Source organism: Streptomyces sp. NPDC002513, assembly GCF_053595355.1.
The window spans coordinates 1-14,223 of the sequence record NZ_JBSFXK010000099.1 but is presented as its reverse complement, the minus strand read 5'-3'; the positions used below and the strand labels follow the sequence as shown (position 1 = coordinate 14,223).

Below are 14,223 nucleotides of genomic sequence, written 5' to 3'. Positions count from 1 at the left end.
GTGTCCGCTCGGGGTATGTCTCACCAGCTATGTGCCCACTCGCCACAAGATCAGAACCCTACCCGACCAAGATCACACTACGGAAGCGACGTTGGCATTGTGCGGGTCTCTGGAATCCAGGTGACTCTCAGCTGGATTTTCGCTGAAGATGAGAGAGACTAGAGGGCACCGGGCCCTTATGGATGGGGTGAACCTGAGATGAGCACGGACAAGAGAATTAAGGCCAAGGCAGAGCAGGCCCAAGGAAAGCTCAAGGAGAGCACCGGGCGCGCCATCGGAAATGAGGAGATGACGGCGAAGGGCCATACCGAGAAATCCAAGGGAGACCTGCGCGAAGCCAAGGAGAAGGCGAAGAGTGGCGCACGCAAGGTGAAGGACGCCTTCAAGCCGTAGTCGAAGGCGGCCGCCATCAGCCTCACGATCACTCCACGTGCATGCCGCACGGATCGATTTCTATCCGCGTGCTGAAGCTGCGGAACTCGACCCAGTGGTCGAGTTGGTGAAAGGCCTCATTCAGGGCCTGCCGCTGGGTCGCCTGCGAGGCGCGCAGCACGAACGCGCGTTGGGGCGCGCTGCACCCGGCCCTCGGCCAGGTCCGGCTCGGGACCTGGCTTTCCGCCGCAGTTCTCGGCCTGATGTCCGGCGCCGAGCGGCCCGCCCGAATCCTCGTAGCGGTGGGTGTCATCAGTGCGGCACCGACGGCGCTCTCGGGCTGGGGGGTGACTGGGCGTGCATGAGCAGCAGATGAGGACTGGCCTCATCCACGCACTGGGCCGTGCCCTGGACTTTGCCGGGCTCAGGGGGGCCGGGTGCGGGGCGACGTTGGGTGGCCACCTCGCCTACCGGCTGGCCGTCGGCGCGAACCCGTTCCGCGCCTGGTCGGGCCGGCCAACCGGTTCGCTACCTGCGAGCCCGCACGCCGCATGGCAGGCGATGTTCCCGTCCTGGTCGTCAGGGACGCCCAGGACGAAGTCCATGTACTCGCCGATCGGTGCAGCCACTTCTCCGGCCCGCTCTCGGAGGGCAAGGTGGCTGACGGCCATATCACCTGTCCCTGGCACGGATCCCACCGAGTGGCGTAACCGATCAAGGCGAGAAGCTGCAGGTCAGCACCGATGTCGGCGCGGCGACGACCTTCATGACGACGAGAGCGACCGATGGTCGTGGGCCTGAGCACGAGACGTGCCGGCCGTAAGACGGCTCACTGCGCGTCGGATGTCTGCACATCCTGGAGGGAGAAAACGGCCGCAGCTGCCGTGCGGCGCAGCTCCTCGAGGGCGTCAATCTGGTTGCGTGCACGGTCCAGAAGATCCTTTAGCTGTGACACGTCCAGATCAGTCCGTCGTGGAGCCAGTGCGAGCAGCGTGAGCCAAAGCAGGGACTTCCCCTCAACTCCCAACCGCAGAGTCTCGAGTTCCACGACCGTGTCAAGGCCCGAGCTCCGGCGGAGGACACCGTTGGGTTTCAGCCGCCTTACCCTCTCTGCCGCCCACCCTGCGCACACCTTGTAGCGACGGGCGGGCACCCCAAGTCCGTCCATGATGGTGAGCAGGGCCTGCCGGTCTTGACCGATCTCATCGGCGATCTGCTCCAGGCGGGATCTGCCGACAGTACGGCGATGACGGTGGGCCACGTGCCGCGCGAGGCCGACGCCGACGGTGGCTCCGGCCAAATGATCGTTGAGATAGATGCCCAGCATGTCGTGATGCATCATGAATCCTTACTCAGCTGTTCTGCCGATCAACCGCTCGCCCCGCACTCGGCGATCGTCCGCCGGATCCTCCGTCACAGGTGCGGCCTGTCCTCAGGCTCACCCAGACTGCCTCCTGACGCATCTGGGCTCGGCATCCGTGGCAGTTTCTGAAGCGACGTGGGTGCGCATCAGGGTCAGGCTGACTTGCCGGTGCAGGAGGGGCCCGCAGCAGCCGACCCGACGGAGGGCTCAGCTACGAGTCGCTCTCCGGCGGACCCCCTTCCTGCCATCCGTCCGCTGCGCCCCGTCTCTTCTTCCCCTTCATCAGCTGCCGTACGATGCCGGGCTCGGCGCCCCCGCCGAGCAGCTGCACGCCGCGGGAATCGACGCGAAGTCGATCGCGGCCGCCGCCCAGCTGCTGGTGGAGCACGCCGTCACACCGTAACGGGAGGGACCCGCGGGCGCCGACTTCGTCAAGTACGGGCGGCGGCCGGGCTGTTGGGGGATCTGCTTGACGAACTGAACCTGCCGTCCGGTCTGATGACCACCGGCTCGCGGGGGTTGCACGCCCTTCACCGTCCGGGCCCGGTGGGGCGCCCTGATTGCATACCTCTGCCACCGAGGGTGTTCATACGGTGCGCAGCGTGACCGGCTGGCCGCGGCACCGCGTCCGATCCTTTTCCGCCAGCCTGAAAAAACAGGCTTCGCATGTTTGTGCAGGAGACGCTGGGCACTCGCGCTACGTGGCCATGCGCAACACACCACGTGCATCGAGTTCACGGACTTTGCCCAAGCAATCGGAGAACGGCGCGGCGAAGGACCGGCTAAGCCCGATGAAGGCGTTGCGCCTCGGGCGCGACCAGTTCACCGAGCTCACCGGCCTGGTTCCCGAGTCCGTGTCGTCCTTCGAACGCACGGCGGACCTCGAACTGCGGGTCAACGGGCCGCTGCCGCCGCACAGCTTCGTCGAGCCCGGACCTGCCGAGCCCGCCAGGACCACGACCGGCACGGCCACCGGCGAGGAGTGACCCATGGGACTGATCACGGAAGCCCTGTTGTTGCCGTTCGCACCGGCGCGCGGCAGCCTCTGGGCGTCAGACAGGTGATCGCCGAGGCCGAGCGACAGTACTACGACCCGGGAAGGCGAGATCACCGAGGAGGAGTTCGACCGTGAGGAGGACGCCCTCCTCGACCGACTGGAGACCGGTCTGGGCCATACATCGGCGGATGCTCGTCGGCGCGGGACGCAAGCTCGGCGAGACCACCGTCAAGCTCAACGACATCGCCGAGGGCAACAGCCCTGGCTTCGTCAAGATGGCACTGGAGGGCGGACGCAAGCTCGCCGAGGGCAAGGGCCCGCTGCGCGCAATCCTGGAGACGGGCGCCGGCCAGGCCAAGGAGAAAATCGGCCAAGCCTTCAAGAGCCTCTTTGGCGGCAAGAGCAAGCGCAAGCGCGGAGGGGGCAGCAAGCCCACGGTCATCATCGAGTCCCTCGACGTCGGAGTGCCGCTGCGGACCGCCTACGACCAGTGGACCCAATACCAGGACTTCAGCACCTTCGCCAAGGGCGTCAAGAGTGCGAGCCGCGACGACGACACCAGCTCCAGCTGGAACCTGAAGGTGCTCTGGTCGAGTCGCAGCTGGAAGGGGCACACCGTCGAGCAGGTGCCCGACTACAAGATCCAATGGACTTCGGAGGGCGCCAAGGGCACCACCAAGGGCGTGATCACCTTCCACGCGCTCGGTGAGAACCTCACGCGCTTGCTGCTGGTGATGGAGTACTACCCCAGTGGCTTCTTCGAGAAGACCGGCAGCATCTGGCGCGCTCAGGGCCGCAGGGCTCGCCTCGACTTCAAGAACTTCGACCGCTTCATCACCCTCAAGGGCGAGGCGGAGGACAGCTGGCGCGGCGAGATCCGCGACGGCGAGGTCGTCCGCACCCACGAGGATGCGATCGCCGAGGAGGAAGAAGCCACCGAGGAGGAAGAAGAGGAACCCGAGGGCGAGTACGAGGCGGAAGAGGAGGCCGAGGAAGAGGAACCGGTGGCCGAGGAAGAGGAACCGGAGGACGAGTACGAGGAAGAGACTGACGAGCGCGAGGCCGAGCGGCCGCCCGCCGGGAGCCGGCGATGACGACACCCAGCAGGCTCCCGGATCCCCTACGGGGGACCCAGCAGCGGTGCCAACCTCACCGACATCCTCGAACGGGTGCTCGGCAAGGGCATCGTGATCGGGCTGCGGCCTGAGAGGCCGCGTTGAACGCCGCGTCGCCGCCGACGACCCGACCCGCTTCCGCGAGTCCCTGCGCGCCCCGTACGCCCAGCCCTGGAAGTGGGTGCCCTGCCCGCACGCCTGCGGCTACGTCGGCCAGCCGGAGATCCGCCCGAGCATCCTGTACGCACTGGTCCCGCAGCTCAGTCCCTCCGCCACGCCGGCCAGTACCGACGACACTCGCTGACCCGCTGGGAGGAAGACACCCATGTCCTTCATCCCGCCAGGAGAGGACGGACGTAAATTCGGGCACATGGACGAGCAGCCAGCACGCATCGACCCCGGCACGGACCGCGCCACCGTCGAGCCCAAGCCGCGCCCTGCCCGCAAGCGCACCCCCGCCAAGCCCGCCCCCTGACCCCACACCCCGATGCCGGATCGCCCACCCCACCAGGTAAGCGGCCCGATCGTGAACACCCCTTCCGCGAACGGTAGATGTAGCTGGACAGTGGCGGCTCTGACCTGCCTGGATATCCGTCTCCCGTCCCGATGTCAGTGGCGCCCGTTAATGTCGCCTCCGCAGTTGCGATCCTGGGGTGGGATATGGATGTCGAGCGGGTGGGCTCGCAGTACGGGACAGATGTGGTGGCTGCGCTTGGCGCGTTGTGGGGAAAGTCGAAGGAGCGGGCTGGAGGCCGGACTAATCTCCTGCTGTCCCATCTTTTGGACACCGCTGCGGTCGCGGAGCTTGTCTTTGATCACTATCTGGCGCCGGTGACGCGTGATGTGCTGGAGGAGGTTGCTGGTCCAGGGCGGGGGCGCCGGTTCTTCGCATGGTTGTGCGGCGTGCACGACTGCGGGAAGGCGACGCCAGCACATCAGCGGCTATGGCCGGAAGGGGCTGAAGCCGTCCGGGCGGTCGGGCTGACCTGGTTGGAAGCCGCGGCTGTGGCCGGCGCGAGGCAGAAGAAGCGGTGGCGCCACGACTGGGCCGGCGGGTTGCTGGTACGGCGGGCACTCAGCAAGGCCGGATGGGCGGCGGAGCAGGTGGACTGGCTGTGGCCGCTGGTTGCCGGTCATCACGGAGCGTTTCCGACGCTAGGGGATGTGCAGGAACCCCGCGTGGCTAAGGGCCAGTTGCGGGGTACGGGGCGGTGGTGTGCTGTGCACCAGGCCGTGCTGGATGTGTTCACGCGTGAGCTGGGAATTGCGGAGCTCGGTGAGATTGAGCCGGCGGCTGTTCCTTCGCGAGCGGTTCAGTTGCAGCTGAGTGGACTGGTGGTGATGGCGGACTGGGTCGCCAGCGACGAGCGGTACTTCCCAGGCGTGGATGATCTGCGTTCGGTAGGGCTGGAGACAGCCCGTGTGCGAGCGCGGGCGGCTTGGCAGCAGCTGGGGTTGCATGGCGGTTGGGGGGCATTGGCGGTTCCCGGCATTGGCATGTTCGAGAACCGGTTCAAGTTGCCGCCACGCAAGTCGCAGACGATGGTGATCGAGGCCGCCCGGCGGATGCGGACTGCGGGCCTGTTGGTGGTCGAGGCTCCGATGGGGGAGGGCAAGACTGAGGCGGCATTGGCGGCGGCGGAGGTCTTGGCGGCACGGTTCGGCTTGGACGGCGTGTTTGTGGGGATGCCAACGCAGGCGACGAGTGACCCTATGTTCACCCGTACCCGCCGGTGGGTGGAGACGATAGATGCCTCGTTGGCGTCACAGGTCGCCTTGCTGCACGGCAAGCGCGCGTTCAACAAGGAGTGGAAGGCGCTCCTTGAAAAGGCCGGTACTGAAACTGACGCCTCCTATGCCGGTGTCGACGAGTACGGGCTCGATGACGATCCGTACGGAATCGTGCCTGCGTGCGGCGGTGCTGCCGAGCGTTTGGCCCCGGCCGAGTGGTTCTTGGGATCCAAGCGTGGGTTGCTGGCACCGTTCGCGGTCGGCACCATTGACCAGCTGTTGCACGCAGCCACCCGGACCAGGCATGTGATGCTGCGGATGGCGGGACTGGCAGGCAAGGTCGTCGTTCTGGACGAAGTCCACGCCTGTGATGTGTACATGGGCCGCTTCCTGCTGGAGGCGCTGCGCTGGCTGGGGCAAGCCCGGGTTCCAGTCGTCTTGCTGTCCGCGACGCTTCCTCCCAGGCAACGTGGGGAGCTGGTAGCGGCCTATCTGGCGGGGGCCGCCTCAAGGGAGGAATTCCCCGTCGCGGTACCCGAGGTGGGCGGTTATCCCAGTGTGATTGCCGCCTGGCTCGACCGGGACACCGCGGCGCCGTCCGTTCACTCCTGGGATGCGGACGCATGGCGTCCGGACCTGACCGTCACTGTGGAGACGCTGGCAGAAGAGAAACCTGCCAGAAGAGCGTCCCGGTCGGAGCGCCGGGCGGTTCAGCGTGCCGCGGATGAGTCGGTCGCTGACCTGCTGGCCGAACAGCTCGCCGAGGGCGGGACGGCTCTTGTGATCCGCAACACCGTCAGCCGTGCGCAGAGCCTGTACGAGGAGCTGAAGGAGCGTTTCCCGGCCGATGAGGTCCGGTTGTTGCACGCGCGATTCACTGTTGCGCGACGCGCCGAGCTGACCGAGGAAGCATTGCGACTGCTCGGCCCGGACTGTCCGAGGCCTGAGGGCGGTCGGCTGGTTCTGGTGGCCACACAACTTGCCGAGCAGTCTTTCGATGTCGACGCGGATCTGCTGGTCACCGATCTGGCTCCCATTGACCTGCTCCTGCAGCGCATCGGACGCCTGCACCGCCATGCCGGCACTCGCCGTCCGGATCGTCTCCGTCAGCCGAAAGTCTTCGTCACTGGTTTTCGCCCGCGCGAGGGCCGTGAGCCGGATTTCCTCTACGCGAGTGAGAAGATCTATGGGCGTCATCTGCTGCTGCGTACCGCGGCTGTACTTCCGGGCGGCGGCGCGTGGGCGGTTCCAGGCCAGGTCCCGGAGCTGGTCAAGGCGGTGTACGCGCAGGAAGCGGACCTGCTGCCCGAGTCGTGGGCCGCGGCCGGGGTGAAAGCGCGCGAGGAACAGCTGGCGGAAGACCGCCGCCGCGCCGAGGCCGCGGACGAGTTCCTGCTCACGCGACATGGGGAACACGAGTGTTCCACGCTGGCCGGGCTGCATTACGGAGGTGTCTCCTCCGGCAGCAGCGAAGAGGAGCTGCAGGCCGCGGTGCGTGACGGGGACGAGTCTGTCGAGGTCGTCCTGGCGGTGCAGGCTGCCGAGGGCCAGGTATATCGCACGCTGTCGGGTCGTGCCTTGACAGTGAACGGTGATGTGGCCCCTGAGCTGTTGGACGAGGTGATCGGGAGTACGGTCCGCTTGCCGACCTCGCTGACCAAGGACGCGCTGCAGCTTTCTCCGCTGCCGGGCTGGCGTGGGCATCCCTGGTTGCGGCACAGCCGCGCCCTGGTGCTGGACGCCTCTCGTCATGCCCTGCTGGGCGACCACTCCGTGCGCTACGACCACGATCTTGGCTTGAGGACCGAGCTGGCAAGCGGGTAGGAGGAGTACCTGTGGCCGGGCGCGTTGCGCCCGGCCACCGGGGTTCCCCGCACACGGCGGGGCCTACGCGTTGCCCTGCGTAGTCGTCAGACGAAAACACGGGCCATCCCCGCATGTCCATGACGGCGGCGACTGCCATCTCATCGGGGCCATGGGCAGATTGCCACATCTGGATTCCAGGAAACCACTGCACGTGCGCGAACCATCCACTAGCTTGAAGACGTAAACACTTCGCCAGTAGGGGGGTATTGGTGTTTTCCCTGTTCAACGACCCATGGCTGAGGCTGCCTCCAGCTATGGGCGGCCCAATGCGGACTCACTCGCTGCGCAAGGCTGTGCTGGATGCGCACACGCTGGGGGACCTTGTCGTCGACCTGCCGACCCAGCGGCCTGCGTTGCTGCGCCAGTTGCTGCTGCCCATCGTCGTCGATGCTCTGGGACGACCCATTGACGGTCGCGAGTGGGTGCGCTGGTTCCAAGCGGGCCGGTGGTCGCCTCAGCAGTTGGAGCGGCTGAACGCCTACTTCGACACCTACCAGGATCGCTTTGACCTTTTCCACTCCACGGATCCGTTCGCGCAAGTCGCTGATCTGCGGACCGAGAAAGGGGAGACGAAGGGGGCGGGGCTGCTGGTGGCGACCGCGGCGACGGGAAACAACGTGCCGTTGTTCGCATCACGCACGGAGGGCGATGTGCTGGCGTTGACGCCTGCTGAGGCGGCGCACTGGCTGGTGCACACCCACTGCTGGGACACCGCGGCTATCAAGACTGGTGCGGTGGGTGACCCGAAGGTCAAGGCGGGTAAGACGACCGGCAATCCCACAGGCCCGCTCGGCCAGCTTGGCGTCACCGTCCCTGTGGGCCGCACTTTGTACGACACGCTGCTGTTCAACATTCCCGCAGGGCCACCGTTGCGCTCCGATGATCTGCCGCAGTGGAGGCGCCGCGAGCAAAACGGCCCGGTGGTGGAGACAGGTTCGGCCGCGACGCCGCTGTGGCAGGAGCGTGCACCCAAGGGGCTCCTGGACGTGTGGACTTGGCAGTCTCGGCGGATCCGCCTTTTCGCCGAGAAGAGTGACGACGGCAGCCTGACCGTCAGCCGGGTCCTGGTCGCGGCCGGCGACCGGATGCCGCACACGCCGGAAGAGGAGCCGCACACCATGTGGCGTCTGGAACCCACCGGTACAAGCGGACGGGCCAAGGGCAGCAAGCGTGCCGGTGTCTTGCCGCGGCGGCCGCTGCGTCTGCAGGCCGGCAAAGCAGCCTGGCGTGGCCTGGATGCCCTGCTCGCGCCTGAGCGCGCGTCCCAGGATGCTGGTGAGAAAACCGCCGGATTCGCCACCAGCAGGCTTCTCGACCAGCTTGCCGAGGTCCGCGCAGAGATCGGTGAGGCGTATCCGCTGCGGGTCGAGCTGACGGGTATGGCGTACGGCACGCAGTCCTCCGTCGTCGACGACGTGATGTTCGACGCGCTGCCGCTGCCGCTGGCCGCGCTGGGGGCGCAGACCTACGTCCACGCCGCCGTTTTGGAGGTGGCCGCTCAGGCCGAGCAGCTGGCCGTGGCCGTCAACAATCTCTCGGCCGATCTGCGGCGCGCGCTGGGCGCGGACCCCATTCCCTGGGACAAAGGCCAGCGGCCCGGCGAGTTCGTGCTCCATGCCCTCGACCCTCTGATGCGGCGGCTGCTGTCCCGTCTGCGCGGCGTCGGTGACGACCTCGAGACGGTCGAGGCACGGCAGACGGAGTGGGAGCAACTGGCGTGGCGGCGCAGCTGGGAGGTCGCCGACGGGCTGCTGCAGACCGTACCGGTCAGCGCCTACACCGGCCGCAAGAGCGACAAGAAGGACGGCGGAGACAAACCCGAGCGCACCTATCGGGCGTCGCTGGCCGAAGCGTCGTTCCTGCGGCGCCGCAAGGAGATCCTCCACCGGGCCGCCGAAGTCCGGCGCCTGGCCCAAACCGCACGGACAACTCTCGCCCAGGGCTCTGCGGGCCCTGACGCCGACGGCGAACCACTTTCGTGAACACGCTCGGAGATGACCTTGTCTGATGACAACCACCGGCAGCGCAGGATCTGGCACCGCTATGCCGCTGCCGACGGCACCTGGCGCCGCAAGGACGGCAGCCCGGCCGAAAGGCGCCCGCCGGGCGAGGACCTGGCCGTGCTGCGCCGCGGGCTGAGCCGCCCGGCCGGCGACGTGCTGGAGATGTTCCCGTTCTACACCTGCCCCGTGGACGACTTCCTGGCCCGTCGTGGACAGATGTCCAGCGCGCAGGAGGCCGAGCACGCGGCACTCGCCCTCTACGGGCTGCACCAGCAAAGCCAGGACCGTCCCATGCACCGCCGGGGAGTGAGTCTCGGACGTGCCATGCGCGCACTGCGCCAGCATGATCGCTCTAGTCCGGAGGCGGTCGACGCCCGCTTCCAGCAGGCCTTCGCGGCCAACTCCGCCAGCGCGCTACGCATCCGGCTGCGTGGCCTGGTCACCCAGCTCAAAGGTATCGACCAGCCCCTGGACTACGACCTGCTCGCCGACGACCTCTACGCCTGGCACCGCCACGAAGCGCGTGTTCGCGTCCGCCGCCGCTGGGGCCTGGACTACTACAACTGGGCCAGCGCCGAGTAAATCCACCGGCCCGAGGCCAGGCCGCCACCAGCAGGTCTCAGGCTGCCTGCCTACCCACCTCAATCTTCCAACTTGCACACACCGCTTGGAGCTCGTGCGATGACTTCTCGCCTCTACGTCGACGTGCACATCGTGCAGACCGTGCCGCCGGCCAACCTCAACCGCGACGACCAGGGCAACCCTAAGGAGGCCATCTACGGAGGCGTTCGCCGCTCCCGCGTCTCCTCCCAGGCCTGGAAACGTGCCACCCGCATCCACTTCGACGCCCAGGCGCCCGAGCCGGACCGCGCCACCCGCACCAAGCGGATGACCGCCGAACTCGCCGAGCGCATCGCACGCAACACCGACCTGGAGAAGGAACCCGCCACCCGCATCGCCGCCGCCCTGCTCGCGCAGCTAGGACTGAGCGCCGGCAAGAAAGCCGGCGAAACCGCCTACCTCCTCTTCTACGGCAACGCCCAACTCGACGCCGTAGCCGAGTTGGTCACTGACCGCGTCAGCGAACTGGCCGCGCTGGACGACGCAGCCCTCAGCGACACCCTCAAGGCCCTGCCCGTGGCGGAAAAGTTCACCACCGGTCACCCGGTCGGCGTCGCCCTGTTCGGCCGCATGGTCGCCAACATCCCCGCCCTGAACGTCGACGCCTCCGTTCAGGTCGCCCACGCTCTGTCCACGCACGAGACACAGCTGGAGTTCGACTACTTCACCGCGGTCGATGACGAGAACGAGAAGGAGGAAACCGGCGCCGGCATGATCGGCACCATCGGCTTCAACTCCGCCACTCTCTACCGCTACGCCACCATCGGCCTGGACCAGCTGACCACCAACCTCGGCGGCGACACCACCGCGGCCCTCGATGCCGTGGGCGGCTTCGTCGACAGCTTCGCCCGCTCCGCCCCGACCGGCTACCAGAACGCTTTCGCTCACCGCACCCGGCCGAGCCTGGTCGCTGTCGTCATCCGCCAGGACCAGCCGGTCAACCTCGTCTCCGCCTTCGAAGAACCCGTCCCGGCGGAGGCCGGCGTCGCGGCCGCTTCCGTTCGCCGCCTCGCCGAAGAGCACACCACCGCCTGCCAGATGTGGGGCGACACCCCCCTCTACGCGGCCGCCAGCCACGCCTTCACACCCGACGATCCCCGCACCAAGGACACCGCTGAGGTCCTCTCCCGCGCCTTCGGCGAACCCGTCGCCTTCCCCGGCCTGATCACCAGCCTGCGCGACCGCCTCGCCTCCAGCGTGGGAGAACCCGCGTGACCCCCGGAGACCAGGCCCAGTCCGTCCTGCTGCTGCGGCTCGCCGGGCCGCTGCAGTCCTGGGGCGACCGCAGCGCCTTCAACCGCCGCGAAACCAGGCCCGAACCCACCAAATCCGGCATCGTCGGCCTCCTCGCCGCCGCCGAAGGCCGCCCGCGCACCGCCCCGATCGACGACCTCGCCGGACTGGCCCTCGGCATCCGCATCGACCGGCCCGGAAGCCTGCTCCGCGACTACCACACCGTCAGCGACTACCGCGACGTGCCGCTGCTGTCCGCATCCGTCAACGCCAAGGGCGTGCAGAAGCCGACCTCACCGGCCAAGCGCACCCACGTCACCCAGCGGTTCTACCTCCAGGACGCCGCCTTCCTCGCCGCCATCGCCGGCCCGCAGGAACTCATCACCACGCTCGAGCACGCGCTGCGCCACCCTGCCTTCCCGCTCGCGCTCGGCCGCCGCTCCTGCGTACCCGCCCAACCGCTGGTGCTGGGCCTGCGCTCCGGCCCCCTGGAGCAGGCCCTGCGGGAGGAGCCCTGGCAAGCGCCCCGCACCGTACGCGAGCAGTGGGGTCGCACCCGCAGCAACCCCGACCAAATCACCCTGCCCGCCACGCTGGACGACCCCGCGGGCGACGACGTCCGCGACGACCTGCCGCTGTCCTTCGACCCGAAGGCCCGCGCCTTCACCATCCGCCGGGTACGCCACACCTACCTCGACGCCCCGACCGGCCTCACACCCGACCCCGACCAGCCGCCCGCCCCCAGCAGCGGCCACGACCCGTTCGCCCTCCTGGGCTGGTGACCCACATGCCCTTCCTCTCCCGCATCCGGATCAACCCGCTGCGCGCTCAAAGCCGCAAACTGCTCGCCAGCCCCCGCGCTATGCACGGCGCCGTCCAAGGCGGACTCCCCACAGCACCTGGCGAAGAACGCACGCTGTGGCGCCTGGACGCCGACAACCCCCACCGCCCCCACCTGTACGTTTTGACGACATCCAAGCCCGACTGGACTCATCTCGTCGAACAGGCAGGATGGCCAGAGGCCGACAGCGAGCACTACGCCATCGCCGACTACACACCCCTCCTCCACCAGCTCGCGGTAGGCCGGGAATTCGCCTTCCGCCTCACCGCCAGCCCCGTACAAAACACCAGCCGCCCCGACAAACCCACAACCCGCCAGGCCGAACGACTGGCCCAAGGAGAGACCCGCAGCTTTCGCCTCGGCCACCGCACCGCCACCGCCCAGATGAACTGGTTCCTGACCCGCACCTCACGCTGGGGATTCGACATCCCTCTCGCCCCGAACCTGGCCGACACCGAGGACACAGACGGCAACCCGCCCCGCGATGTCCGTCTCATCACGCGCGACCGCCGCTCCTTCAGCAAAGGCCCAAACACCAAAGAAGCCCGCGTGGTCATGCACAGCGCCACCTACGAAGGACGCCTGCGCGTCACCGACACCGCCCTGCTCACCGAACGCCTCCTCAACGGAATTGGCCCCTCCAAGGCGTACGGCTGCGGGCTGCTCACCCTCGCACCACTCCAGCGCACCGGGACGTGACCCGTATGCCCGACATCTGGTGGAAGGCTGACCCGCAGGACCTACACCGCCTCATCGACCGCGTCTCCAGCGTCTACGTCGAACGCAGCCACGTGGACCGCGACGAGAACGCCGTCGTCGTCATCAACAAACAGCAGACAGTGCGTGTCCCGGCCGCCATGATCGCCGTGATGCTCCTCGGACCCGGTACCCGCGTCACCCACGCCGCCATACGCCTGCTCGCCGACTCGGGCACCGCCATATGCTGGGTCGGCGAGCAGGGAGTACGGATGTATGCGGCCGGACTCGGGCCCAGCCGCGGCGCCGGCCTCCTGCACCGACAGGCCTGGCTCGTCACCCGCCCCAAAGAACGACTGGCCGTCGCCCGCACCATGTACGCCATGCGCTTCCCCGGCGAAGACGTCAACGGCCTGACCATGCAACAGCTCAGAGGACGCGAAGGCGCCCGCGTCCGCCGCATATACCGCGCCGAGTCCGCCCGTACCGGGGTGCCCTGGAACGGCCGCGTCTACAAAGCCGGCGACCCGCACGCTGCAGGGGACGACCTCAACCGCCTGCTGTCCGCAGCCAACGCGGCCCTGTACGGCATCTGCCACGCGGTCATCGTTGGCCTGGGAGCCAGCCCCGGCCTCGGTTTCGTCCACACCGGCCTCGCTACCTCGTTCGTCCTGGACGTCGCCGACCTGTACAAGGCCGAATACACCATCCCCCTCGCCTTCGACCTCGCCGCCAAAGGCCTTACCGAAGAACGCGACGCCCGTCTCGGTTTGCGAGACCTCATCACCCGCGACAAGCTCCTCACCCGCATCGTCACCGACGTCAAAGCCCTCCTCACCCCTGAAGACACAGACTTCGAGGACGACACCGAAGTAAACCTGCTGTGGGACGAGCACGCCGGCGCCGTCCCCGGCGGCACCGACTGGTCGGCTGACAGCGACCTGTCCGCCCCCAGCATCACGGACCAGCACATCGCCATCATCGGTCCCGAGCACGAGGTCGACTCACCTCAATGACCGTCATCATCCTCATCGCCGTTCCGGAAGGCCTTCGCGGGCACCTAACCCGCTGGATGGTCGAAGTTAACGCCGGAGTCTTCGTCGGCAACCCCAGCCGCCGCGTCCGCGACCGCCTGTGGGAGCTCCTCGCCACCCGCGTCGGCGACGGACAAGCCGTCCTCGTCGAACCCGCAACCAACGAACAGGGATGGGCAGTTCGCACCGCAGGACGCGACCGCTGGCGCCCCGTCGACTTCGACGGCCTCATCCTCTCCTCCCGTCCACAAAACCAACTAAGAGCGTGGTGGTGAACCGGACAGTGTTCGGTGGGTGGGGCTGGCGGGGGATGCCTCGAACGATCTTGCTGGCCGGTCGGCGTGCATGGAA

At 67.7% G+C, this 14,223-nt stretch carries 12 protein-coding genes and 3 pseudogenes; 14 read left to right on the top strand and 1 reads right to left on the bottom strand.

The window, feature by feature from the left end; genetic code table 11:
• The first annotated feature begins 198 nt into the window (after positions 1–198).
• A complete protein-coding gene (locus ACWD5Q_RS33965; RefSeq protein ID WP_451430925.1) occupies positions 199–393 on the top strand; it encodes a CsbD family protein in 195 nt (64 codons plus the stop codon).
• Positions 394–923: 530 nt separating this feature from the next.
• On the top strand, positions 924–1,082 hold the full coding sequence (locus ACWD5Q_RS33960) for a Rieske 2Fe-2S domain-containing protein (protein WP_451430924.1): 159 nt from the start codon (positions 924–926) through the stop codon (positions 1,080–1,082).
• A 119-nt stretch (positions 1,083–1,201) separates the two neighbouring features.
• Here the strand turns inward: ACWD5Q_RS33960 and ACWD5Q_RS33955 are convergent, their stop codons facing one another.
• A complete protein-coding gene (locus ACWD5Q_RS33955; protein ID WP_451430923.1) occupies positions 1,202–1,714 on the bottom strand; it encodes a hypothetical protein in 513 nt (170 codons plus the stop codon).
• Between the two features lie 456 nt (positions 1,715–2,170).
• Here ACWD5Q_RS33955 and ACWD5Q_RS33950 point away from each other — a divergent pair.
• The 12 genes and pseudogenes from ACWD5Q_RS33950 to cas2e all read left to right on the top strand — a co-directional run.
• Positions 2,171–2,266, top strand: a pseudogene (locus ACWD5Q_RS33950) (non-homologous end-joining DNA ligase); the annotation flags it as partial.
• Positions 2,267–2,616: 350 nt separating this feature from the next.
• Positions 2,617–2,721, top strand: a pseudogene (locus tag ACWD5Q_RS33945) (GvpL/GvpF family gas vesicle protein); the annotation flags it as partial.
• A 3-nt stretch (positions 2,722–2,724) separates the two neighbouring features.
• Positions 2,725–2,904 (top strand): annotated as a pseudogene (locus ACWD5Q_RS33940) (gas vesicle protein GvpG); the annotation flags it as partial.
• Positions 2,905–2,920: 16 nt separating this feature from the next.
• Complete coding sequence (locus ACWD5Q_RS33935; RefSeq protein ID WP_451430926.1) at positions 2,921–3,826, top strand: SRPBCC family protein; 906 nt, start codon at positions 2,921–2,923, stop codon at positions 3,824–3,826.
• A gap of 681 nt (positions 3,827–4,507) precedes the next feature.
• On the top strand, positions 4,508–7,402 hold the full coding sequence (gene cas3 / locus ACWD5Q_RS33930) for a CRISPR-associated helicase Cas3' (RefSeq protein WP_451430922.1): 2,895 nt from the start codon (positions 4,508–4,510) through the stop codon (positions 7,400–7,402).
• Positions 7,403–7,653: 251 nt separating this feature from the next.
• Entirely contained in the window at positions 7,654–9,426 is a 1,773-nt protein-coding gene (gene casA, locus ACWD5Q_RS33925; protein WP_451430921.1) for a type I-E CRISPR-associated protein Cse1/CasA, read from the top strand.
• 12 nt (positions 9,427–9,438) lie between these two features.
• Positions 9,439–10,029 carry a type I-E CRISPR-associated protein Cse2/CasB gene (gene casB / locus ACWD5Q_RS33920; protein ID WP_451430920.1) on the top strand — a complete coding sequence of 197 codons (591 nt, stop codon included), beginning with the start codon at positions 9,439–9,441 and terminating at the stop codon, positions 10,027–10,029.
• A gap of 99 nt (positions 10,030–10,128) precedes the next feature.
• The gene (gene cas7e, locus ACWD5Q_RS33915; RefSeq protein ID WP_451430919.1) at positions 10,129–11,283 is read left to right on the top strand and encodes a type I-E CRISPR-associated protein Cas7/Cse4/CasC; all 1,155 of its coding nucleotides are present in this window, start codon (positions 10,129–10,131) and stop codon (positions 11,281–11,283) included.
• On the top strand, positions 11,280–12,083 hold the full coding sequence (cas5e, locus tag ACWD5Q_RS33910) for a type I-E CRISPR-associated protein Cas5/CasD (protein ID WP_451430918.1): 804 nt from the start codon (positions 11,280–11,282) through the stop codon (positions 12,081–12,083). Before cas7e ends, cas5e begins: the two co-directional genes overlap by 4 nt.
• A 5-nt stretch (positions 12,084–12,088) precedes the next feature.
• The gene (gene cas6e, locus ACWD5Q_RS33905; protein ID WP_451430917.1) at positions 12,089–12,841 is read left to right on the top strand and encodes a type I-E CRISPR-associated protein Cas6/Cse3/CasE; all 753 of its coding nucleotides are present in this window, start codon (positions 12,089–12,091) and stop codon (positions 12,839–12,841) included.
• 5 nt (positions 12,842–12,846) lie between these two features.
• A complete protein-coding gene (gene cas1e, locus ACWD5Q_RS33900; RefSeq protein WP_451430916.1) occupies positions 12,847–13,854 on the top strand; it encodes a type I-E CRISPR-associated endonuclease Cas1e in 1,008 nt (335 codons plus the stop codon).
• Positions 13,851–14,147 (top strand): type I-E CRISPR-associated endoribonuclease Cas2e, encoded by a 297-nt coding sequence (gene cas2e, locus ACWD5Q_RS33895; protein ID WP_451430915.1) that lies wholly within the window; start codon positions 13,851–13,853, stop codon positions 14,145–14,147. Before cas1e ends, cas2e begins: the two co-directional genes overlap by 4 nt.
• Positions 14,148–14,223: the final 76 nt, after the last annotated feature.

Bases quoted from the DNA above. Each gene is read 5' to 3' on its own strand.
- ACWD5Q_RS33965 (WP_451430925.1), top strand. From the start codon at position 199: ATGAGCACGGACAAGAGAATTAAGGCCAAGGCAGAGCAGGCCCAAGGA.
- ACWD5Q_RS33960 (WP_451430924.1), top strand. From the start codon at position 924: ATGGCAGGCGATGTTCCCGTCCTGGTCGTCAGGGACGCCCAGGACGAA.
- ACWD5Q_RS33955 (WP_451430923.1), bottom strand. From the start codon at position 1,714: ATGATGCATCACGACATGCTGGGCATCTATCTCAACGATCATTTGGCC.
- ACWD5Q_RS33935 (WP_451430926.1), top strand. From the start codon at position 2,921: ATGCTCGTCGGCGCGGGACGCAAGCTCGGCGAGACCACCGTCAAGCTC.
- cas3 (WP_451430922.1), top strand. From the start codon at position 4,508: ATGGATGTCGAGCGGGTGGGCTCGCAGTACGGGACAGATGTGGTGGCT.
- casB (WP_451430920.1), top strand. From the start codon at position 9,439: ATGACCTTGTCTGATGACAACCACCGGCAGCGCAGGATCTGGCACCGC.
- cas7e (WP_451430919.1), top strand. From the start codon at position 10,129: ATGACTTCTCGCCTCTACGTCGACGTGCACATCGTGCAGACCGTGCCG.
- cas6e (WP_451430917.1), top strand. From the start codon at position 12,089: ATGCCCTTCCTCTCCCGCATCCGGATCAACCCGCTGCGCGCTCAAAGC.
- cas1e (WP_451430916.1), top strand. From the start codon at position 12,847: ATGCCCGACATCTGGTGGAAGGCTGACCCGCAGGACCTACACCGCCTC.
- cas2e (WP_451430915.1), top strand. From the start codon at position 13,851: ATGACCGTCATCATCCTCATCGCCGTTCCGGAAGGCCTTCGCGGGCAC.